17 protein-coding genes are annotated in these 19,879 nt (G+C 72.6%); 7 read left to right on the top strand and 10 right to left on the bottom strand.

Annotated features, from left to right (window positions below; genetic code table 11):
* Positions 1–12 precede the first annotated feature (12 nt).
* Entirely contained in the window at positions 13–2,148 is a 2,136-nt protein-coding gene (locus tag CCN56_RS19845; protein WP_086828632.1) for a UvrD-helicase domain-containing protein, read from the top strand.
* Positions 2,149–2,205: 57 nt separating this feature from the next.
* Here CCN56_RS19845 and CCN56_RS19840 read toward each other — a convergent pair whose 3' ends face one another.
* Entirely contained in the window at positions 2,206–3,861 is a 1,656-nt protein-coding gene (locus CCN56_RS19840; protein ID WP_086828630.1) for an N-6 DNA methylase, read from the bottom strand.
* 125 nt (positions 3,862–3,986) lie between these two features.
* On the opposite strand from CCN56_RS19840, the gene CCN56_RS19835 reads away from it, so the two are divergent.
* Positions 3,987–5,690 (top strand): TIGR04141 family sporadically distributed protein, encoded by a 1,704-nt coding sequence (locus CCN56_RS19835; RefSeq protein ID WP_086828628.1) that lies wholly within the window; start codon positions 3,987–3,989, stop codon positions 5,688–5,690.
* A 67-nt stretch (positions 5,691–5,757) separates the two neighbouring features.
* Positions 5,758–6,501 carry a PASTA domain-containing protein gene (locus CCN56_RS43280; protein WP_179199909.1) on the top strand — a complete coding sequence of 248 codons (744 nt, stop codon included), beginning with the start codon at positions 5,758–5,760 and terminating at the stop codon, positions 6,499–6,501.
* A gap of 3 nt (positions 6,502–6,504) precedes the next feature.
* On the opposite strand, the gene CCN56_RS19825 is transcribed toward CCN56_RS43280, so the two are convergent.
* The 3 genes from CCN56_RS19825 to CCN56_RS19815 form a co-directional block, all read right to left on the bottom strand.
* Entirely contained in the window at positions 6,505–8,061 is a 1,557-nt protein-coding gene (locus tag CCN56_RS19825; RefSeq protein WP_086828624.1) for an MFS transporter, read from the bottom strand.
* A 91-nt stretch (positions 8,062–8,152) separates the two neighbouring features.
* Complete coding sequence (locus tag CCN56_RS19820) at positions 8,153–8,566, bottom strand: RidA family protein (RefSeq protein WP_086828644.1); 414 nt, start codon at positions 8,564–8,566, stop codon at positions 8,153–8,155.
* Entirely contained in the window at positions 8,563–9,714 is a 1,152-nt protein-coding gene (locus CCN56_RS19815; protein WP_086828622.1) for an acyl-CoA dehydrogenase family protein, read from the bottom strand. Before CCN56_RS19815 ends, CCN56_RS19820 begins: the two co-directional genes overlap by 4 nt.
* Positions 9,715–10,068: 354 nt before the next feature.
* Between CCN56_RS19815 and CCN56_RS19805 the strand changes: the two genes are divergently transcribed.
* A complete protein-coding gene (locus CCN56_RS19805) occupies positions 10,069–11,691 on the top strand; it encodes an AMP-binding protein (protein ID WP_086828620.1) in 1,623 nt (540 codons plus the stop codon).
* 25 nt (positions 11,692–11,716) lie between these two features.
* Positions 11,717–12,535, top strand: coding sequence for a PaaX family transcriptional regulator C-terminal domain-containing protein (locus CCN56_RS19800; protein WP_086828618.1), 819 nt, complete (start codon positions 11,717–11,719; stop codon positions 12,533–12,535).
* A gap of 37 nt (positions 12,536–12,572) precedes the next feature.
* Here the strand turns inward: CCN56_RS19800 and CCN56_RS19795 are convergent, their stop codons facing one another.
* Complete coding sequence (locus CCN56_RS19795) at positions 12,573–13,082, bottom strand: hypothetical protein (protein WP_086828617.1); 510 nt, start codon at positions 13,080–13,082, stop codon at positions 12,573–12,575.
* Entirely contained in the window at positions 13,079–14,008 is a 930-nt protein-coding gene (locus tag CCN56_RS19790) for an arginase family protein (RefSeq protein ID WP_086828615.1), read from the bottom strand. The genes CCN56_RS19795 and CCN56_RS19790 overlap by 4 nt, the downstream gene beginning before the upstream one ends.
* A 119-nt stretch (positions 14,009–14,127) precedes the next feature.
* On the opposite strand from CCN56_RS19790, the gene CCN56_RS19785 reads away from it, so the two are divergent.
* Complete coding sequence (locus CCN56_RS19785; RefSeq protein ID WP_086828613.1) at positions 14,128–14,784, top strand: CGNR zinc finger domain-containing protein; 657 nt, start codon at positions 14,128–14,130, stop codon at positions 14,782–14,784.
* Positions 14,785–14,837: 53 nt separating this feature from the next.
* On the opposite strand, the gene CCN56_RS19780 is transcribed toward CCN56_RS19785, so the two are convergent.
* Positions 14,838–15,407 (bottom strand): ester cyclase, encoded by a 570-nt coding sequence (locus tag CCN56_RS19780; RefSeq protein ID WP_086828611.1) that lies wholly within the window; start codon positions 15,405–15,407, stop codon positions 14,838–14,840.
* Between the two features lie 106 nt (positions 15,408–15,513).
* On the opposite strand from CCN56_RS19780, the gene CCN56_RS19775 reads away from it, so the two are divergent.
* A complete protein-coding gene (locus tag CCN56_RS19775; protein ID WP_086828609.1) occupies positions 15,514–16,128 on the top strand; it encodes a TetR/AcrR family transcriptional regulator in 615 nt (204 codons plus the stop codon).
* Between the two features lie 16 nt (positions 16,129–16,144).
* On the opposite strand, the gene CCN56_RS19770 is transcribed toward CCN56_RS19775, so the two are convergent.
* The 3 genes from CCN56_RS19770 to CCN56_RS19760 form a co-directional block, all read right to left on the bottom strand.
* Positions 16,145–16,621 carry a DUF1772 domain-containing protein gene (locus CCN56_RS19770; protein ID WP_086828607.1) on the bottom strand — a complete coding sequence of 159 codons (477 nt, stop codon included), beginning with the start codon at positions 16,619–16,621 and terminating at the stop codon, positions 16,145–16,147.
* A gap of 79 nt (positions 16,622–16,700) precedes the next feature.
* Positions 16,701–18,995 (bottom strand): bifunctional salicylyl-CoA 5-hydroxylase/oxidoreductase, encoded by a 2,295-nt coding sequence (locus CCN56_RS19765; protein ID WP_086828605.1) that lies wholly within the window; start codon positions 18,993–18,995, stop codon positions 16,701–16,703.
* Positions 18,980–19,807, bottom strand: a complete 828-nt coding sequence (locus CCN56_RS19760; RefSeq protein WP_041131741.1) for an enoyl-CoA hydratase family protein — start codon at positions 19,805–19,807, stop codon at positions 18,980–18,982. Before CCN56_RS19760 ends, CCN56_RS19765 begins: the two co-directional genes overlap by 16 nt.
* Positions 19,808–19,879 lie beyond the last annotated feature (72 nt).

The raw sequence follows: 19,879 nt of genomic DNA, 5'->3' as shown, positions 1-19,879 counted from the left end.
AGAAGGGACACCATGCCCCGGCTCGCCTTCGCCCAGAGCTTCTGGGACGGGTACGACATGCTGGAGAAGCCGGTGCGAGCCGGTGTGCGCAAGGCCATGGGGAAGTTCCAGGCCCTGAGCGCCGCCGAGCTGAACGCCGACAAGGGCCTGCACCTGGAGTCGGTGGTCAATGCCCGTGACGCACGCATGCGCACCATCCGCATCACCGACTTCTGGCGGGGCGTCGTGCTCGCTCCCGACGACGGCAGTGATGTGTTCCTGCTGGTCAACGTGCTGCCGCACGACGACGCCTACACGTGGGCGGCGAAGCGTCTGTACAGCGCGAACTCCGCGACCAGGGCCCTCGAGGTACGTGACGCCGCAGCGCTGGACGCGCTGACGCCCCTGTACGAGACGGCTGCGGCCCAGGCGCCCACGCTGCTGTTCGCGCACGTCTCCGACGGCACCCTGCGCGAGCTCGGCATCGACGACCAGGTACTGCGCGCCGCACGTTCCCTGGTGGACAAGGCCCAGCTGGAGGCCTTCTCCACCCTGCTGCCCGAGGATCAGCTGGAGGTACTGCAGTACCTCGCCGAGGGCTTCGGCCCGGACGAGGTCTACCGGGATGTCGTCGCCGTCCGCCGCCCCGCCGACGCCCCCGCCGAGCCGGTCGAGGACCTGGCCACGGTCATCGCGAACACCTCGGCGCGCATCCGTCTGGTCACCGGCCCGGAGGAGCTGGCGGAGGTGCTGGAGAAGCCGTTCGACGCCTGGCGGGTCTTTCTCCACCCCTCCCAGCGGCGCGTCGCCTACCGCACCTCGTACGCGGGTCCCGTCCAGGTCACCGGTGGGCCGGGGACGGGCAAGACCGTCGCCGCCCTGCACCGCGTCAAGCATCTCCTCGGACGCGGTGCGGACAGCCGGATCCTGCTGACCACGTACACGAACGCGCTCGCCGCCGGACTGCGCGACATGCTCGGCCTGCTCCTCGACGGAGACGAGGAACTGCTGTCGCGGGTCGACGTGACGACGGTCGACGCCTACGCGAACGGCGTCGTGCGCACGAGATCGGGGACGGCGCCCCGTCCGATCGGGGACAGGGAGCAGCGGCAGTTGTGGGAGAAGGCCGTCAAGCAGCTCGATCTGCCGTTCACCTCCCGGTTCCTCGCCCAGGAGTACCGCCACATCGTCCTCGGTCAGGACATCCGCGATCTCGACGCCTACCTCGGCGCGAGCCGTCGCGGCCGCGGCACCGGCATGGGGCCCGCCCGTCGCCGGGAGGCGTGGAGCGGTGTGGCGCGATTCGAGCAGTTGCTGCGCGACCGGGGCGAGACCACTCATCTGCGGGTCTGCGCCCGTGCGGCCGAGCTCCTGGCCGGTGCCCCGGCTCCGTACACGCATGTCGTCGTCGACGAGGCGCAGGACCTGCACCCCGCGCAGTGGCGGGTGCTGCGTGCCGCCGCGGCTCCGGGTCCCGACGACATGTTCGTCACGGGTGACCCGCACCAGCGCATCTACGACTCCCGGGTGTCGCTCGGCTCGCTGGGCATCGCCACCGTCGGCCGGAGCCATCGTCTGCGCGTCAACTACCGCTCCACCGAGGAGATCCTCGCCTGGTCGGCGCGACTCCTGGCGCCCGTCACCGTCGGCGCGCTCGAAGGTGAGGGAACGGACTCCCTGACCGGATACCGCTCCCTGCTCCACGGGCGCCGTCCCCAGGTCCAGGGGTACGGAACCCGGCAGGAGGAGACGGACGCCCTGGTGGACCGGGTCCAGGCGCTGCTAGCCGGAGGCCTCGCGCCGCACGAGATCGGCGTGTGCGCCCGCTTCAACCTCTCCCTGGACGCGGCCGAGGAGAAGCTCAGGGCCTCCGGCGTCCCGGCGGTCCGGGTCAAGGGACAGGTCATCCCGGGGGCGCCGGGCGTACGGCTTGCGACCATGCACGCGATGAAGGGTCTTGAGTTCCGGGCGGTGTCCGTCCTCGGCGTCGGCGAGGGCAGTGTGCCGTTCGCCCGTGAGGTCACCCCTCGTGAGGCGGACCCGCTCCAGCACGAGGCCGATCTGCTCCGGGAACGCTGTCTGCTCTTCGTCGCCTGCACGCGTGCGCGCGAATCGCTGAGCGTGACATGGAGCGGAACGCCCAGCCCGTTTCTGCCACCGCTGACCTGACCGGCTCCAGGGGTGCAGCGGTGCGGGGCGACTGTCGGCGTGTGCCCCGCACCGTGCTCACTTTTCCGGCGCCAGGGCTCCCGCGGCCAGCCCCTCGCGGGCGACTTCGGCAAGCTGCCGGCTCAGCTCGTCGATCCTGCTCATCCCCTCCTCGAATGCGGACAGAGCGCGGAACACCGAGCCATAGCGGCGCTGGTCGTCGATGCCCATGCGGGGGATGCGCGAACCCCGGGCGTCGAGGCGATACGTTCCGCTGGAGCTCGTGGACCGGCGGGTGTTGACGGGGCTGCGTAGGAATCCCCGCAGGTAGTCCGTGTCGAGCTGTTCGCTGGCCGAGACCGGTTCCGAACCCTCGTACGCGACGAGTCCGGCGCGGGCGAGATCCGCGACGCTGGTGGTCGCGCCGTCCAGCGAGCCCGGTCCCGCGCCCGCGGCCAGCTCGGGCAGAAGGGCGGTGAGCCGGCGGATCCGGTCCTCCAGCTCCTCGCGCAGGGCCGCGTACTCACGGGGATAGTCGCGGTCCCGGGAACGGAGATGGCTGCCGGGGGTGAGGTCGACCGTGTCGTCGAGGAGTTCGATCAAGGGCACGTCGGCGACCTGGCCGGGGCGTGGGTCCAGGCTACCGTCGGGGCTGTTGCCGGTCAGGTCGACCATGCGCACCGTGCGGTTCGTGTCCGTGTTCCCCGTGCCCTCGGGTCGCTGCAGGCACCACAGATGGACGGGCAGGGCATGGGAGGTTGCTGTCCCCGGCGGCAGGGCGACCACTTGGCGCAGGATGCCCCGGCGAACGAGCTCCGCCCGGATGCGGCGGCCCGCCTTGCGGTAGGCGACCGATGCGGGCATGACCATGAGGACGTGGCCACCGGGCTCGGTGTGCGCGTAGGCGTGCTGGAGCCAGGCGAGTTCGCCTTCGGCCTTGGACGGGGTGCCGAGCTCCCAGCGCGAGTCGAGCAGCAGCTCGTCCCTCCCCCACTCGGTCACGCCGGCCGGCGGGTCGCAGACGACCAGGTCCGCCTTGAGATCCGGCCATGCGTCCGCGCGCAGGGAGTCCCCTGCCACGATGCGGACGTCCGATCGGCCCAGCAGGTCCGCGCGGAGCTGCGCGAAACGGGCGCTGTCGGCGTCCGCCTCCTGGCCGTGGCAGTACGTGCCGGTCTCGGAGGCGATGGACAGGAGCAGTACCCCGATGCCGCAGGCGGGATCGAAGACCGCGGCCTCGGGAGGCAGTTCGGGGGCGAAGTGGCACACGGCACGCACCACGCGCTCGCCGGTCACCTGGTCCGATCCCGCACGCCGGGCCGAGTCCATGAACCGTTCGGTCAGTCCGTTCACGAGGTCGAGGGGCGCCTCTGTGCGCACGAGCTCCCGGACCCGGGGGGCGATGTCGTCCGGCAGCTCCGGGGCGGGCTGTCCGGCCAACTCCGCGGCCACCACTGCCAGGCCCGCCACCATCTGGTCGCCGTAGGCGGCCCGCAGGGCCTGCCACAGCTCGACCTCGGGTGACATCTCCTGACCTTTGCGCTGTTTGTCCAGCCAGGCCTGGACTTCCGCCAGCGCGAAGAGCGGGCTGTTCGCCGCGCCTCCGGCCGGCGCGGGGAAGTCGTCGTAGCGCCGCCGCCAGTTGGAGACAGCAGCCCGAGTGACGCCGGCCAGTCGAGCGATCTCCGCACCGGTGACCAGAGGCCCGGCCGGTGAAGTCGCAGTATCCGTCATACGCCCAGCGTACACGGACCGACACCACTCCTCCAGTAGACAGTCTGTTGACAGTGCACACATACTCATGTCATCTTCTCTCGTGTACCTGGCAATCTGCGCTCACCGGTCCATGGAGGCTCGCCTTGGCATCGAACACCGCGGTACGCACCGTCTACCGGCTGTCCGGCGTCAACCCCACGCCGGAAGCCATGCTGGACGCCCTCGACCACGAACTCCTGGACAGGCTGGGGGCCGATCTCCACTTCCCCCACGCCATGGCGGTGCCCGCCGTGTACATCACCTGCGGAATGGAGAGCACCGAGGCACCGTGGTGCGAGCCCATGGCGCGTACCACGGGCATCACGGTCGCGGAGAGCGTCCGCCGCACCGCCGCCCTCCTCCTGCTCGCCATCGACGGCACCGTGTACGCCTTAGGCTGCGACCAGGGGTACCGGCTGATCCCCGACGGCCTCAAGGACAGGCGCTTCGGTCTCTCCTTCGCCATCCGACAGATGGACCCGAGCATGATCCGCGGGGCGGTCTCGAGGTCTCTCGGTCAGGCCCGCACCGACATCTCCCTGGTTCCGAGCGGGGTACCGGTCCCGATGCTCGGCATCCGCGACCACTCCCGGATCGTGCGTAGCCTGGGCGGATACCTCGACGACCTCCCCCTCACCCGCTCGCGGTACAAGCGCGGAAAGGCCGTCAGCGCGCAGGGCGGATGCGGGCTGAAGATCGCCCTGGGGATCGAACCCGAGGCTCTCGTCTCCGATCTGCGGACCATCGCGAAGATCTGCCGCGAGGACATCCCGCACCAGGAGCTGGAGTTCGTCGACCACATCGTTCCGGTCAGCGACCCCGCGGACCTCGACGCCCTCGACCGGGATCTGGACGACCGCCTCGGCCGGGCAGCCGACGGACGGATCTCCGCGTCCGTCCCCGCAGATCACCACGTGGCGTACGCGGAGGCCACCGCGTACATGACGCGGATCAACAGCGCCGACGCACGGCGCTCCGACGACTTCGATCTCGACTACGTGCTCACGCGGGCCCGGCTCGCACTGCCCGGCCGACGCGTCGAGGTGCTGCGCGAGGGGACCGTGACTCTGGCCAGGGACCGCCGGGCAGGTGCCGTCGACACGCTCGCCGCCACCGCCGCACTGAGCTGGCTGGAAGCCGACGTCTCTCTCGGTTCCAGGCGGTTCTTCCTCCTGGAGGGCGAGTGGTACGAGGCCGGTGTGGGCTACGTGGCGGAGTGCCGGGCCGCCGTGGCGGCCCTGTTCCCTCCGTTGCCCTCCGTCTTCCTGCCGGCCTGGTTCAAGGGAGAGTCCGAGAACGCGTACAACAACAGGGTGGCCGACGAGCTGCCGGGCTGGCTGTGTCTCGACACCAAGAACGTCGGCAATCCCCTCCAGCGGAGGGATCAGGTCGAGATCTGCGACCTGCTCATGCCCGACGGCACCTTGGTCCTCGTCAAGCGCGCGAGCGGCTCGGGCCCGCTGAGCCACCTGTTCAGCCAGGCCAGGGTGGCGGTGGAGCTCCTCCAGGAATCCGCGCAGGTCCGTGCGGAGTTCACGGCGAAGGTCGCCCGCCTCAGCGGTGGCACGCGTGCGCTTCCGGAGGACTTCACGCCCCGGCGGATCGTCCTCGCCATGCAGCTCAAGAACCGCGAGCACCTGACCCCGGAGTCCCTTTTCGGCTTCTCCCAGATCACCACCGCACAGACCGCGAAGGCGCTGGCGGTTCGAGGGGTGACAGTCGAGGTCATCGGCATCCCGGAGGGCGACACCGACGAAGTCCCCGTGCCCCTGTGCCCCGCGGGGATCGGCGCGGGCGTCCCTGACTGAGGCCGATGTCAGGTCCCGTTCCTGGAAAGCCGAGTCGTGGCGTCCGGGGCGTGGCTACGATCCCGGCGTGGATCCCAACGCCGCCGTCCCGCCGCCCCCACTGCCGCCCCGGCCGGTTTCGCGGCCCTGGTGGCGGCATCCCCTGTTCGTCGTGGTCGTGGTGCTCGCGGGCCTCGGGTTCGTGCTGTCCCGCCTCGGAGGCGGAGACGGAGACGGGGGCCGCGCGTCCGAAGAGAAGGCCGGGCCGCCCGCAGCGAGCGTCACCGTCTCCGCGTCCGCGTCCGCCCGGCCCAAGCCTTCCGGGCCTCCCTCGCTCGTGGGGAAGCGGCTCGAGGACGCGAAGGAGCAGGCCTCCGCCGCCGGGTTCGACGTCGTGTCGCACGATGCCTCCGACCAGGACGCCCGGCAGTGGGACGTCGGTGGCTGGAAGGTGTGTTTTCAGGGTTCCGCGGGGCAGCGCAGTGGTGGGCGGCCCGTGCTCGATCTCGGGGTGGTGCGGGTCGAGGCGCCCTGTCCCCGTGCCGACGGGGAGAAGATTCCCTGGCCCGCCATGCCCGCCGTCACCGGTATGACCTTCGGGCGGGCCGGTGAGACGCTCGGGCCGATCGGGTTCCGGAAGGTCGAGCCGGAGAGTGCGTACTCCGATGTGGAGCTGCCCGGTGTCGCGGATCCGTGGAAGGTCTGCTTCCAGGATCCCGAGCCGGGTAAGACGGTCGAGAACCCGCAGTTCGGGACCGTCTACCTGAAGCTCGCGCCACCCGACGCGCCCTGTCCCGAGCGGCCGTACGCCGAGCTGCGGCCCGGCGGCTAGCGCTCAGGCGCCCGCGCCCGGCATCATCGCGCCGCCTTTGAGGCGTTCGATGTCCGAGGGGCGGACCTGGATCACGAACAGGGCGACCAGGGCGCCGACCACGGCGAAGATCGCCGCCGTGACGAAGCCCGCGGAGACGCCGGTGGCGAGGATCTGGTCGCTCCAGGGCGGTGGGAGCTGGCCGGTCTTGGCGAACTGGGCCTTCTCCAGCGGGCCGGCCTGGGAGAGGAAGGAGGGGACCTGCTTCTCCGCCTCGTTGCGGCTGGCCGTGCCGAAGACGGTCACGAGGATCGAGAGGCCGAGCGAACCGCCCACCTGTTGCGTGGCGTTGAGCAGACCGGACGCGGCCCCGGACTCCTTCGGTTCGACGTTCGACAGCGCCATGATGGTCAGCGAGACGAACATCAGGCCCATGCCGAGACCGAAGACGAGGATCGGCCCGAGGATGCTGCCCGCGTAGGTGGAGTTCACATCGGTGAGCGTCAGCCAGGACAGGCCGACCGCGGTGAGCAGCGAGCCCGTCACCATGAAGGGCTTCGGGCCGAACCTGGGCAGCAGGTTGGACGTGAAGCCCGCGCCGACCGCGATGATAGCGCTGACCGGCAGGAACGCGAGGCCCGTCGTCAGGGGGCTGAAGCCCAGCACCTGCTGCACGAACAGGGTGAGGAAGAAGAACATCCCGAAGATGGCCGCCGCCAGACAGAGCATGATGACGTAGCTGCCCGAGCGGTTGCGGTCGGCGAACATGTGCAGGGGCGTGATGGGTTGCTGCGAGCGCCGTTCGATGAGGATGAACGCGGACAGCAGGACGAGCGCCGCCCCGAACGAGCCGATCGTGTAGGGGTCGCTCCAGCCCTCCTGCGCGGCCCGGATGAATCCGTACACCAGCGCCACCATGCCGAGCGTCGCCGTCACCGCACCTGCGAAGTCGAAGTGGCCGGGGTGCCGCTCGGACTCCTTGACGTGACGCGGTGTGAGGACCGCGATCACGATGGCGATCGGGACGTTGACGAAGAAGATCCAGCGCCAGTCGAGCCATTGGACGAGCATGCCTCCGGCCACCAGGCCGATCGCGCCGCCGCCGGCCGAGACGCCCGCGAAGACGCCGAAGGCCCGGTTGCGTTCCGGGCCTTCGTCGAACGTGGTGGTGATGAGGGAGAGCGAGGTCGGCGAGGCTATCGCGCCGCCGACGCCCTGGAGTGACCGGGCCGCGAGGAGTTGCCACTCGCTCTGCGCGAGTCCGCAGAAGAGGGAGGCCAGTCCGAAGAGCAGCACGCCGAAGATGAAGACACGGCGGCGGCCGAGGATGTCGCCCGCGCGCCCGCCGAGCAGGAGCAGGCCGCCGAACGTGAGCGTGTAGGCGTTGACGACCCAGGACAGGCTGGTCGTGGAGAAGTGCAGTGCGCTCTGGATGTGCGGGAGCGCGATGTTCACGATCGTGATGTCGAGGACCACCATCAGCTGGCAGGACGCGATCACGAACAGGGCGATGCCCTTGCCGTCACTGCCCTTCTTCGGGGTGGCGGTCTGTTCCGGTGTCGTCGGCTTGGGTGTACTCATGTGGCGCCTCGGACTTCGCCTGGTGAGTGAGCCGTGGGCCGGTCAGTCCACCTTTCGACACTAAGCCCGGTCCACTCGGGTGACCAGTTGATCAAGCAGGTGCCGGCTCGTCCAGGACCGCGAAGCCGTCGAGCTCCACCAGCGCCTGCTCGTCCCAGAGGCGTACGACTCCGATGACGGCCATCGCCGGGTAGTCGCGGCCCGCCAACCGGCGCCAGATCCGGCCCAGTTCATGGGCGTGCTCGCGGTAGCCGGGGACGTCCGTGGTGTAGACGGTGACGCGGGCGAGGTCGGCGGGGGTGCCGCCGGCGTGCCGCAGGGCGGTGAGGAGGTTGCCGAGGGCGGTGGTGAACTGCTCGGTGAGGTCCTCCCCCACGACCTTGCCCTCGGTGTCGAGGGCCGTCTGCCCGGCGAGGAAGACGAGCCGGGTGCCGGTGGCGGTGACGGCGTGGGAGAAGCCGGTGGGCGGGGAGAGTTCCGCGGGGTTGTGGCGGTGCAGGGTCATGGGGTCGGCTCCTCGATGGACTTGGCGGTCGGCACCTTCGCGTACAGCTCCTTCGCGATGATCGTGCGCTGGACCTCCGTCGCCCCCTCGTAGATCCGGGGTGCGCGGACCTCCCGGTAGAGGTGTTCCAGGAGGTGGCCGCGCTGGAGGGCGAGGGCGCCGTGCAGCTGGACGGCCGCGTCGACGACGTACTGGGCGGTCTCGGTGGCGAGGAGCTTGGCCATGGCGGAGCGCCGGGGGACGTCCGGGTCGCCCTCGTCGTACGCGACGGCCGCCGCGTACACGAGGAGGCGGGCGGCCTCGGTGCGGGTGGCCATCTCGGCGACGCGGTGCGAGACGGCCTGGAGGTCGGCGAGGACGCCGCCGAAGGCGGGACGGGCGGCGGTGTGGGCGAGGGCCGCGTCGAGGGCGGCCTGGGCCATGCCGACGGCGAAGGCGCCGACGCTGGGCCGGAAGAGGTTGAGGGTGTTCATGGCGACCCGGAAGCCCTGGTCCGGTGCGCCGAGGAGGTCCTCGGGGCCTACGGGGACGCCGTCGAAGGTGAGGGTGCCGAGGGCGTGCGGGGCGAGCATGTCGAGCGGCTCCCCGCCGAGGCCGGGCCGGTCGGCGGGGACGAGGAAGGCGGTGACGCCGCGGGCTCCGGCGCCGCGGGTGGTGCGGGCGAAGACGGTGGCGAAGTCGGCCTCGGGGGCGTTGGAGATCCAGCGCTTCTCGCCGTGCAGGCGCCAGCCGCCGCGCCCGTCGGGGACGGCTTCGAGGGCGAGGGCGGCGGCGTCGGAGCCGGCGTCCGGTTCGGAGAGCGCGAAGGCGGCGACGGCCCGTCCGGCGGTGGCCTCGGGGAGCCAGCGGGCCCGCTGGGCGGGGGTGCCGAAGGCGGCGACGGGGTGGGTGCCGAGGCCCTGGAGGGCGAGGGCGGTCTCGGCCTCGGTGCAGGTCCGGGCGAGGGATTCGCGCAGGAGGCAGAGGTCGAGGGCGCCGGCCTCGAAGAGGCGGGCGAGGAGGCCGAGCTCGCCGAGGGCGGCGACCAGGGGGCGGTTGACCCGGCCGGGTGCGCCCTGGTCGGCGAGGGGCTTGAGGCGTTCGGCGGCGAGCTCGCTGAGCTGCGCACACCAGGTGGTCTGTGCCGGATCGAGCGAGAATGCGGGCATGTGGGCCCTCTCTGACGCCCTCGGGCGCCCTAGTCCTGACGCCTTGCGGCGTCCTGGTCCCCGCGCCGTGGGGCGCCTTGGTCCTGACGCCGTCCGGCGACCTGGTCCGTACGCCCTCCGACGCCTTGGCTCTGACGCCCTCCGGCGATCTGGTCCTTACGCCCTCCGGCGCCTTGGTCCCTGCGCCGTCCGGCGGCCTGGTCCTGACGCCCTCCGGCGCCCGTGCCGCGGCGCCGTGCGGCGCCTTCGTCCGGGTGTCCACGAGCACCCTTGTCGCGAACCGTTGACTGTCGTCACCAACACGATACGCTCGTCGAGCGACGGACGACCCCACCACGACAGGGGGACGGACTCATGGAGCTGACACCTTCGGCCCACCTCGACACGTTCGCCCGGGACCGGCTGCCCCCGCCCGGCCTCTGGCCCCGTCTCGTCTTCGACCTCCCCGAACTGGTCTACCCCGATCGGCTCAACTGCGGCACCGAACTCCTCGACCGCACGGTGGAGCGGTTCGGCGCCGACCGGCCCGCCTTCCACGACGGCGAGGGCAACGTCTGGAGCTACGGGGAGCTCCGCGACCGGGTGGACCGCATCGCCCACGTCCTCACCGCCGACCTGGGGGTGCTGCCCGGCAACCGGGTCCTCCTGCGCGGCGCCACCACGCCCTGGCTGGCCGCCTGCTGGCTCGCCGTGATGAAGGCCGGCGGCGTCGCCGTGACCGTTCTGGCCCAGCAGCGCGCGCCCGAGCTGGCCGTGATGGCCGAGGTCGCCCGGTGCACCCACGCGCTCTGCGACGCCCGTGTGCTCGACGAGCTCCTCGCGGCCCGGATACCGGGGCTCCGGATCACCCCCTTCGGCGGGGACGGACCGGACGACCTGCTCGCCCTCGCCGAACGCCGCCCCGGCCCGTACGAGGCGGTGGCGACCGCCGCCGACGACGTGGCCCTGATCGCCTTCACCTCCGGCACGACCGGGCAGCCCAAGGGCTGTGTCCACTTCCACCGGGACGTCCTGGCCGTCGCCGACACCTTCTCCGCGCGCGTCCTGCGCCCCCTGCCCGACGACGTCTTCGCCGGCTCGCCGCCGCTCGCGTTCACCTTCGGCCTCGGCGGGCTCGTCGTCTTCCCCCTGCGGGCCGGGGCGAGCGCGGTCCTCCTCGAACAGGCCGGCCCCAAGCAGCTGCTCGCGGCGATCGAGCGGCACCGGGTGACGGTGCTGTTCACCGCCCCGACGGCCTACCGGGTCATGCTCGACGAGCTCAAGCAGGGCGTCGCCCCCGAGACCGCCTCGCTGCGCCGCTGCGTCTCGGCCGGCGAGAACCTGCCGGAGGCGACCTGGAAGGCCTGGTACGCGCGGACCGGTCTGCGCCTGATCAACGGCATCGGCGCGACCGAGCTGCTGCACATCTTCATATCCGCCGCCGACGGCGACATCCGCCCCGGCACCACGGGGCGTCCGGTGCCCGGCTGGCAGGCCCGGATCGTCGACCGCGAGGGCAAAGCCGTCCCCGACGGCGAGGAGGGACTGCTCGCGGTGCGCGGCCCGGTCGGCTGCCGCTATCTCGCCGACCCGCGCCAGGAGGAGTACGTACGGGACGGCTGGAACGTCACGGGCGACACGTACGTCCGCGAACCCGACGGCTGGTTCCGCTACGTCTCACGGGCCGACGACATGATCATCTCGGCCGGGTACAACATCGCGGGACCCCAGGTCGAGGAGGTCCTCCTCGACCACCCCGACGTGGTGGAGACGGCGGTCGTGGGCCGCCCGGACGAGCTGCGCGGCCAGGTCGTCGTGGCGTACACCGTGGTACGGGACGGGGTGCCGCGCGACGCGAGCACCGCCGCCGCGCTGCGGGCCTTCGTCCGCACCCGCATCGCCCCGTACAAGTCGCCCCGGGAGATCGTCTTCCTCGACGCCCTGCCCCGCACCGCGACGGGCAAACTGCAGCGCTTCCTGCTGCGGGACCCCGTCTGATCTGCGTACGGCCTAAAGTGATCACGTGGCCGAGCAGCACACTCCCCGATCCCTGATCGTCTCCTTCTACGGCGCGTACGGCCGTGCGCCCGACGAGTCGCCGGTGCCGGTGGCCGCGCTCATCCGGCTGCTCGGCGTGCTCGGCGTCGACGCGCCCTCGGTGCGCTCCTCGGTGTCGCGGCTCAAGCGGCGCGAGCTACTGCTGCCGGGCCGGACGGCGGACGGCGCCGCCGGATACTCCCTCTCGGAGGACGCCCGCCGGCTCCTGGACGACGGCGACCGCCGCATCTACGCCCGTACGGAGCCGAAGCTGTCCGAGGGCTGGGTCCTGGCCGTCTTCTCGGTGCCGGAGGCCGAGCGGCACAAGCGGCACCTGCTGCGGTCCCGACTCGCCCGGCTCGGTTTCGGCACGGCGGCGCCGGGCGTCTGGATCGCGCCGGCCCGGCTGTACGAGGAGACCCGGAACGCCCTGGAGCGCCTGGAGCTCTCCCCGTACGTGGACCTCTTCCGCGGCGACCACCTGGGGTACACGGCGACGGCCGAGGCAGTGGCCCGCTGGTGGGACCTGCCGGCGATCGCCGGGCTCCACGAGGAGTTCCTGGCCGCCCACGAACCGGTCCTGCGGGCCTGGCGGACGGCCCCGGCGGGCGCCGAGGACGCCTACCGGGACTATCTCCTCGCCCTGGACTCCTGGCGCCGCCTCCCCTACGCGGACCCGGTGCTCCCGGCGGAGCTCCTGCCGGACGACTGGCCGGGCCGCCGCTCGGCGGAGGTCTTCACGGCCCTGCACGAACTGCTGCGGGACCGGGGCGCGGAGTACGTCCGGCCGTTCCTGTCGGACTAGGTCCTGGCCGGCGGATCGGGGGCGGACAGGCCCTGGGTCACCGTACGCGGCGGGCGTCGACCTCCTGGTCGAGCCGCCAGGTGCGGCCGCCGTCGGTCGACCGTTCGTTGCGCCAGTGGAAGCTGTCGGCGGTGATGTCGGCGAAGGTCCAGCGGACCAGGTCGCCGCCGACCGCGCGCTCCATGACGATCTCGTCGCCGATCCCGCGGGCGTACATCTGCACCACGTCGCCGCGGGCGGTGCCGTGGAAGGTGAACCGCCACAGCTGGAGGCGCGGATCCCAGATCCGTACGCACAGACCGCACTCCTGGTCGGCGGCGCGCCCCTCGGCGGGGAGCTCCTCGCGCCCGGGCCACTGCCAGACGTCCACGACCGCCCTGCCCTCCAGGGCGTAGCCGAACTCCCAGGCGCCGTCGACGTGGCGGGCCGGTGAGCCGTCGGCGGGGTGGTACGTGATCAGGGTCGCCCACTGTCCGGTCAGGCGTCCGAACTGCTCCATCTCGGTCGGGTACAGGGGGCTGGGGCCGTCGGCGAGCAGGGTCTTCATGCGTGGGCCTCCACGGTCGCGAGCGGGGTCAGGGCGTGGGCGAGGCAGTCGACGACGGGGGCGGCGTACACCCCGTCCGGGTCGAGTTCCGGGTCGTAGATGGCGACGTCGAGCCCGGCCACCCGGCCGGTGGCCGTCAGGGTCGAGACGAGCTCGGACAGCTGGGGGAAGTCCAGGCCGGGGCGGCCCGGGGAGTCCACCGCGGGCAGGACGCGCTCGTCGAGCACGTCGAGGTCGAGGTGGAGCCAGACGCGGTCGAGCCCGCGCTCCTCCAGGCGGCGGACGACCCGCTCGCCCAGTTCGGCCACGCCGATCCGCTGGATCTCCCGGGCGGTGAACCGGGTGACCGGGGGTGTGGCCGGTGGGTTCCCCTCGCCCTCCTCACGGTCGCCGATCTGGACCACGTCCTCGTCGGCGACCAGCGGCCGGCCGATCTCGGGCCAGTGGGTGAGCAGCAGTTCGCCCCGGCCGGTGGCCAGGGCCAGGTCCATTCCGGCGGCCGAGCCGAGGAGCGCACCGGCGTCGTGGTTGCCGGGGTGCCGGAAGTCGCTGTGCCCGTCGAGGTGGACCAGTCCGCAGCGTCCGTGGCGCCGGGCGCCGAGCAGGCAGCCGAGCAGGATGCTGCAGTCGCCGCCCAGGACCACCGGGAACCGGGAGGCGGCGAGCGCGGCGTGGACCGCCTCGCCGAGCAGCAGCGTGTGCTCGCGGAGGGTGACCCCGTTGCGGATGCGGGTCGCCGGCTGCGCGTCGAACTCGTACGGCGGACGGTCGAGCTCCACCACCCGGGCCGGCCGCAGGCGTTCCCCGAGGCCCGCCGAGAGGAGTGCTCGCGGGGTCCGCCAGGTTCCTGGCTCGCGCCCCGGGGCGGGCGGTCGCAGGCCGAGGTTCCAGGGGGCCGTGATGAGCTCGACGGTGGCGGCGGCCATGGGCTTCTCCTATCCATCCGGTCCATCCGGTCCATCCGGAATGCTGTTCCAACCGGATAACATCCGTACACTGGTTGGATTGAAGAAGGCAAGAAGGCAAGCGTGAAAGGCGGTCAGGCGTGACGGCGACCATCCGGCCCCACACCTTCAGGCCCCGCGACCTGGTCGGCGGGCACGTCGTCATCGACCTCGTGAACACGGTGACGGCGCGCGACGCGGAGTCCGTCGACTGGCTCGACGGCTATCCGCGCCTGCTGGAGTGGGCCGCCCTCACCGGCCACTTCGCCCCCGCCGACCTCACCGCCCTGCGACGGCTCGCCGAGTCCGATCCCGACGGGGCCGAGCAGGCGCTGGCCCGCACCCGCGAGCTGCGCGAGGCCCTGCACGACCTGCTCACGGCGCTGATCCACCAGGACGCCCCGGCCCCGGCGGAGGCGGTCGAGCGGGTGGAGACCCACTGGAAGCAGGCGGTCGCCCGTGCGCGCCTCACCTTCCACGGAACCGCTCCGGAGCTCCGGGTCGACGTCGGGACGTCGGGGCTCGACCACCTCCACCACGAACTCGCCCTGCGGGCCTTCGACCTGCTGCGGGAGCTGCCGCTGGAACGCACCCGCGTCTGCCCCGGCATGCGGTGCGGCTGGGTGTTCCTCGACAGCTCCCGGGGCGGCCGCCGCCGCTGGTGCTCCATGGCCACCTGCGGCAACTCCGCCAAGGGCCGGACCCACTACCGGCGCAAGCAGGCGGACGGCACGGACCCGGGCCCGGGTCCGCAGTAGCGAAGCGGCGGACGGCACGGACCCGGGCCCACGGCGGACAACCGGCCGCTCCCTCAGCCGCGCGCGTACGCGCGGGCGGTGGCCGCCGCCTTCTCCGCGGCCTCGGCGATCACGGAAGCGGCCCGGGCCGCGCGTTCGGTCGCGTGCCAGTCCTGGATGAGCTGGACGGTGGGGCCGGGGGGGAACATGCCGAGCTGCCCGACCAGGGTGAGGTCGTCGCGGACCGCCTCGTGCCGGACGACCTTGTCGTCCCGCAGGCGCAGGAGGTGGACCTGCTCGGAGTCGATCTCGGCCCCGGTGGGCGGGATCGCCTGGAGGAGCATGCCGTCCCGGTAGTGGACGAAGGGGCCGGTGTGCCGGCCCCGCATGTGCAGCCGTATCCACACCCGGTCGCCGTCGCGGACCAGGTCGGTGACGGGGAAGCTCAGGTCGGTGAAGGCGGCGCGCAGCCAGGCGCCCGACGCCAGCGCGCCCGCCGGCCCGGGGAGCGAGCAGGCGGCGGGCGAGACGACCGCCTCGCGGTTGGTGAAGTCCTTGTGCACGACCTCCGCGGCCAGCGCCGCGTCTCCGGTCGCCAGGACCGTGAAGAGTCCGCGGGCCGCGTCCTCGGGTGACATTCCCATCGGTTCGGTTCCTCTCGCGCAGGGGGCGGTGCTCCGCCCTGACCGATATTCAGGTTACACACCACCTATTGAATAGGTCGAGCACTTCCTCGACTAGGCTGGCCCCATGCCGACCACACGCAAGTACGTCTCGCCCCGGCGGGAGCAGGCCGCCGCCCAGACGCGAGCGGAGATCCTCCGGTCGGCGACCCGGCTGTTCGCCGAACGCGGCTACGGGCGGGTGACCGTCGCGGACATCGCGGCCGGGGCGGGCATCTCCGCGAAGGCCGTCTTCGCGAGCGCCGGGAGCAAGAGCGACATCCTCAACGAGATCGTCGACACGGCCGTACGGGCCTCCGGCTACGAGCGGGCGATCGGCGCCGTACTCGCCGAACGGGACCCGGAGGCGGCCCTCGGGGCCCTGGCCCGCGGCACCCGGGCGGGGAACGAGGGCATGTTCACCGTGCACGAGGCGATCCACAAGGCGCTGCCCTCGCACGAGGACGGCGAGGCGCTGTGGGAGCGCGCCACCGCCGACTACCGCACCGCCCTCCGCACCGCCGCGCACCACCTGCACACCCTGGCGCCGGCCCCCCGCCCCGAGGAGGAGACGGCGGACCTCCTGTGGTTCTGGTTCGGCCCGGGCGGCTGGCGCACCCTGGTCGCCGAGAACGGCTGGACCTGGGACCGCGCCGAAGCCTTCCTCCTCCGCACCGCGCTCGCCACCCTGCGGACGCCCTGAGGGCCCTGAAGAGGAGTCAGTTCCGTACGGCGAGCGCCCTCAGCAGGCAGGCCAGGCCCGCCGTGCCGAGGACCGCGCGGACCAGGTTCCACGCCACCCACGGGGTCTCGAAGGCGGCGCGGGCGGCGGTCGGGTCCTGGGTCGCCGCGAGGGCGTCGTTGAGGGGAACGTTCGCCGCCGAGGTGACCACGAGGACCGCCAGGCCGAGGACGAACGCGGCGAGCGTCCAGACCCGCGCCCGGCCGGCGCGGTGCTGCCAGGCGGCCACCGCCGTGAGGACCGGCACCCCGAAGAACGGGGTGAAGAACACCGGGTTCTGGATGACGTCGTTGATGTTCCGCATCACCTCGACGTAGACCCGGTCGTCGCTGCGCGCCAGCGCCGGCATCACCGAGCAGACGTACGCGAACCACACCCCCGCGAGCAGTCCCGCCGCCACCGCCGCCGTGCCGAGGACCGCCCCGACACCCTTGCCACCCCTGTTTTCTGTCATGCCCTCATTCAAGGGCGGTGGTTGTGCGCGGACCATGGCTCCGCGTCGCGCCCGCATACGCGAGCGTCCAGGCGTACCCCTATTCGCGGCGGCCGGTGGGCGGGCGGCGGCTGCCCGCGCGGTACGGGGCGGGCCAGGGGGCGGCCGGGCCCCGGTACTCCTGCTCGGCCGCCGCGTGCAGGGTCCAGTGCGGGTCGTAGAGGTGCGGGCGTGCGAGGGCGCAGAGGTCGGCGCGGCCCGCCAGGAGCAGGGAGTTGACGTCGTCCCAGGAGGAGATCGCGCCGACCGCGATCACCGGGACGCCGAGCTCGTTGCGGATGCGGTCGGCGTAGGGGGTCTGGTACGAGCGGCCGTAGGCGGGCTCCTCGTCGGGGACGACCTGGCCGGTGGAGACGTCGATGGCGTCGGCGCCGTGGTCCGCGAAGGCACGGGCGATCTCGACGGCGTCCTCGGCGGTCGTGCCGCCCTCGGCCCAGTCGGTGGCGGAGATCCGGACGGTCATGGGGCGGTCGGCCGGCCAGGCCTCCCGTACCGCGTCGAAGACTTCGAGGGGGTAGCGCAGCCGGGCCGTGAGGTCGCCGCCGTAGGCGTCGGTGCGGTGGTTGGTGAGCGGGGAGAGGAAGGAGGAGAGGAGGTAGCCGTGGGCGCAGTGCAGTTCGAGGAGGTCGAAGCCGCTGCGGGCGGCGCGGCGGGCGGCGGCGGTGAACTGCTCGCGTACGGCGGCGAGTCCGGCGCGGTCGAGGGCGGCCGGGGTCTGGTTGACGCCGGTCCGGTACGGGAGGGGCGAGGCGGCGACGAGGGGCCAGTTGCCCTCGGGGAGCGGCTGGTCGATGCCCTCCCACATGCGGCGGGTGGAGCCCTTGCGGCCGGAGTGGCCGAGTTGGACGCCGAGTGCGGTGCCGGGCGACTGTGCGTGGACGAAGTCGGCGATACGGCTCCAGGCGGCGGCCTGTTCGTCGGTCCAGAGGCCGGTGCAGCCGGGGGTGATGCGGCCCTCGGGGCTCACGCAGACCATCTCGGTCATGACGAGTCCGGCGCCGCCGAGGGCCCTGGAGCCGAGGTGGACGAGGTGGAAGTCGCCGGGGACCCCGTTCTCGGCGACGTACAGGTCCATGGGCGAGACGACGACCCTGTTGCGGAGGGTCAGTCCGCCCAGCTCGAAGGGGGTGAACATGGGCGGGGTGCCGGGCGGGCAGCCGAAGTCCTCCTCGACGGCGGCGGTGAAGGCCGGGTCGCGCAGCTTCAGGTTGGCGTGGGTGACGCGGCGGCTGCGGGTGAGCAGGTCGAAGGCGAAGCGGCGGGGCGGCCGGTCGACGTGCCCGGCGAGCTCCTCGAACCAGCGCAGGCTGGCGCCGGCCGCGCGCTGGGTGGACTCGACGACGGGACGGCGCTCCGTCTCGTACGCGGCCAGGGCCTCGTCGAGGTCCGGGTGGGCGGCGACGGCTGCGGCGAGGGCGACGGCGTCCTCGACGGCCAGTTTGGTGCCGGAGCCGATGGAGAAGTGCGCGGTGTGGGCGGCGTCGCCGATGAGGACGGTGTTGCCGTACGACCAGTGCTGGTTGGCGACGGTACGGAAGGCGGTCCAGGCGGAGTTGTTCGAGCGGAGCTCCCGGCCGCCGAGCGCCTCGGCGAAGACCTTGGCGCAGCGGGCGGCGGACTCGGTCTCGTCGAGCTCGTGGAAGCCGGCGGCCCGCCAGACCTCCTCGCGCATCTCGACGATGACGGTGGAGGAGTCGGTGGAGTACGGGTAGGCGTGGAGCTGCATCACGCCGTGTTCGGTCTCGGCGATCTCGAAGCGGAAGGCCTCGAAGGGGAAGTCGGCGGCCAGCCAGATGTAGCGGCAGCGGTGGCTGGTGATCCGGGGGCGGAAGTGCTCGGCGTGCGTCTCGCGGGTGTGGCTGTGGACGCCGTCGGCGGCGATCACCAGGTCGTGGTCGGCGGCGAGGACGGCGGCGGGCGGGGCCTCGGTGCGGAAGCGGAGCCGTACGCCGAGTTCGGCGCAGCGGGCGTGCAGGATCTCCAGGAGCCGGCGGCGGCCGAGGGCGGCGAAGCCGTGGCCGGTGGAGGTGGTGCGGTGGCCGCGGTGGACGACGTCGATGTCGTCCCAGCGGACGAGCTCGCGGCGGAGCGCCTCGTACACGACGGGGTCGGCGTCCCGGATGCCGCCGAGGGTCTCGTCGGAGAGGACGACGCCGAAGCCGAAGGTGTCGGAGGGGGCGTTCCGCTCCCAGACGGTGACCTCGCGGGACGGGTCCTGGCGGAGGAGGAGGGCGGCGGCGTAGAGCCCGCCGGGGCCGCCGCCTATGACGGCGACGCGGGCGGGGCCGGCCCCCGAGCGCCGGTCCGTGCCCGGCACCGTCAGCACCCCCGCCATTTCGGGGCGCGTTTCTCCGTGAAGGCGGCGTGGAACTCGGCGTAGTCCTCGCCGTTCATCAGGAGTGCCTGGGTGGCCGCGTCCAGTTCGACCGCGGCGGCGAGCGGCATGTCGAGCTCGGCGGTCAGCAGGGCCTTGGTCTGGGCGAGGGCCAGGGCCGGGCCGTCCGCGAGGCGGCGGGCGAGGGCGGCGGCCCGCTCCCCCGCCGCGCCCTCCTCGGTGAGCTCGCTGAGGAGGCCGATGCGCTCGGCCTCGGCCGCGTGGACGGGCTCCCCCAGCATGAGGAGGCGGGTGGCGTGGCCGAGTCCGACGACCCGGGGCAGCAGATAGGCGGCGCCCATGTCTCCGCCGGAGAGGCCGACCCGGGTGAAGAGGAAGGAGAAGCGGGTGGTGGGGTCGGCGATCCGGAAGTCGGCGGCGAGGGCGAGGACGGCCCCGGCGCCGGCGGCGACGCCGTGGAGGGCGGCGACGACCGGGAAGGGGCATTCGCGAAGGGCCCGGACGACCTGACCGGTCATCCGGTTGAAGTCGAGGAGCCGGGCGGTGTCGAGGGCGAGGGTGGCGCCGATGATCTCGTCGACGTCGCCGCCCGAGCAGAAGCCGCGGCCCTCGCCGCCGAGGACGAGGGCGCGGACGGCGCGCTCGCGGGAGAGCTCGGCGAGGAGGTCGCGCAGATCGGCGTAGGCGCCGAAGGTGAGGGCGTTGAGTTTCGCGGGGCGGGCCAGGGTGACGGTGGCGACGCCCTGGTCGATGTCCAGGCGCAGGTGCTGCCAGCGTGACGTGCGGGGCGCGGAGCCGGTAAAGGGGCTCATTCGAGGGGCCTCCTTCCTCCGCACGGAGGGTATCACCATACTGTGACTGTCGTCACGAGTACGCGATAAGGG

The organism is Streptomyces sp. NRRL B-24572 (assembly GCF_002156145.1).
GTDB lineage: Bacteria > Actinomycetota > Actinomycetes > Streptomycetales > Streptomycetaceae > Streptomyces > Streptomyces vietnamensis.
This window is presented reverse-complemented; position numbering and strand designations above follow the sequence as displayed.

Coding starts and splice junctions, on each gene's coding strand:
- CCN56_RS19775 (WP_086828609.1), top strand. CDS start 15,514: ATGCCGACCACACGCAAGTACGTCTCGCCCCGGCGGGAGCAGGCCGCC.
- CCN56_RS19780 (WP_086828611.1), bottom strand. CDS start 15,407: ATGGGAATGTCACCCGAGGACGCGGCCCGCGGACTCTTCACGGTCCTG.
- CCN56_RS19760 (WP_041131741.1), bottom strand. CDS start 19,807: ATGAGCCCCTTTACCGGCTCCGCGCCCCGCACGTCACGCTGGCAGCAC.
- CCN56_RS19845 (WP_086828632.1), top strand. CDS start 13: ATGCCCCGGCTCGCCTTCGCCCAGAGCTTCTGGGACGGGTACGACATG.
- CCN56_RS19820 (WP_086828644.1), bottom strand. CDS start 8,566: ATGACCCTGCACCGCCACAACCCCGCGGAACTCTCCCCGCCCACCGGC.
- CCN56_RS19790 (WP_086828615.1), bottom strand. CDS start 14,008: ATGGCCGCCGCCACCGTCGAGCTCATCACGGCCCCCTGGAACCTCGGC.
- CCN56_RS19805 (WP_086828620.1), top strand. CDS start 10,069: ATGGAGCTGACACCTTCGGCCCACCTCGACACGTTCGCCCGGGACCGG.
- CCN56_RS19795 (WP_086828617.1), bottom strand. CDS start 13,082: ATGAAGACCCTGCTCGCCGACGGCCCCAGCCCCCTGTACCCGACCGAG.
- CCN56_RS19840 (WP_086828630.1), bottom strand. CDS start 3,861: ATGACGGATACTGCGACTTCACCGGCCGGGCCTCTGGTCACCGGTGCG.
- CCN56_RS19815 (WP_086828622.1), bottom strand. CDS start 9,714: ATGCCCGCATTCTCGCTCGATCCGGCACAGACCACCTGGTGTGCGCAG.
- CCN56_RS19825 (WP_086828624.1), bottom strand. CDS start 8,061: ATGAGTACACCCAAGCCGACGACACCGGAACAGACCGCCACCCCGAAG.
- CCN56_RS19770 (WP_086828607.1), bottom strand. CDS start 16,621: ATGACAGAAAACAGGGGTGGCAAGGGTGTCGGGGCGGTCCTCGGCACG.
- CCN56_RS19765 (WP_086828605.1), bottom strand. CDS start 18,995: ATGGCGGGGGTGCTGACGGTGCCGGGCACGGACCGGCGCTCGGGGGCC.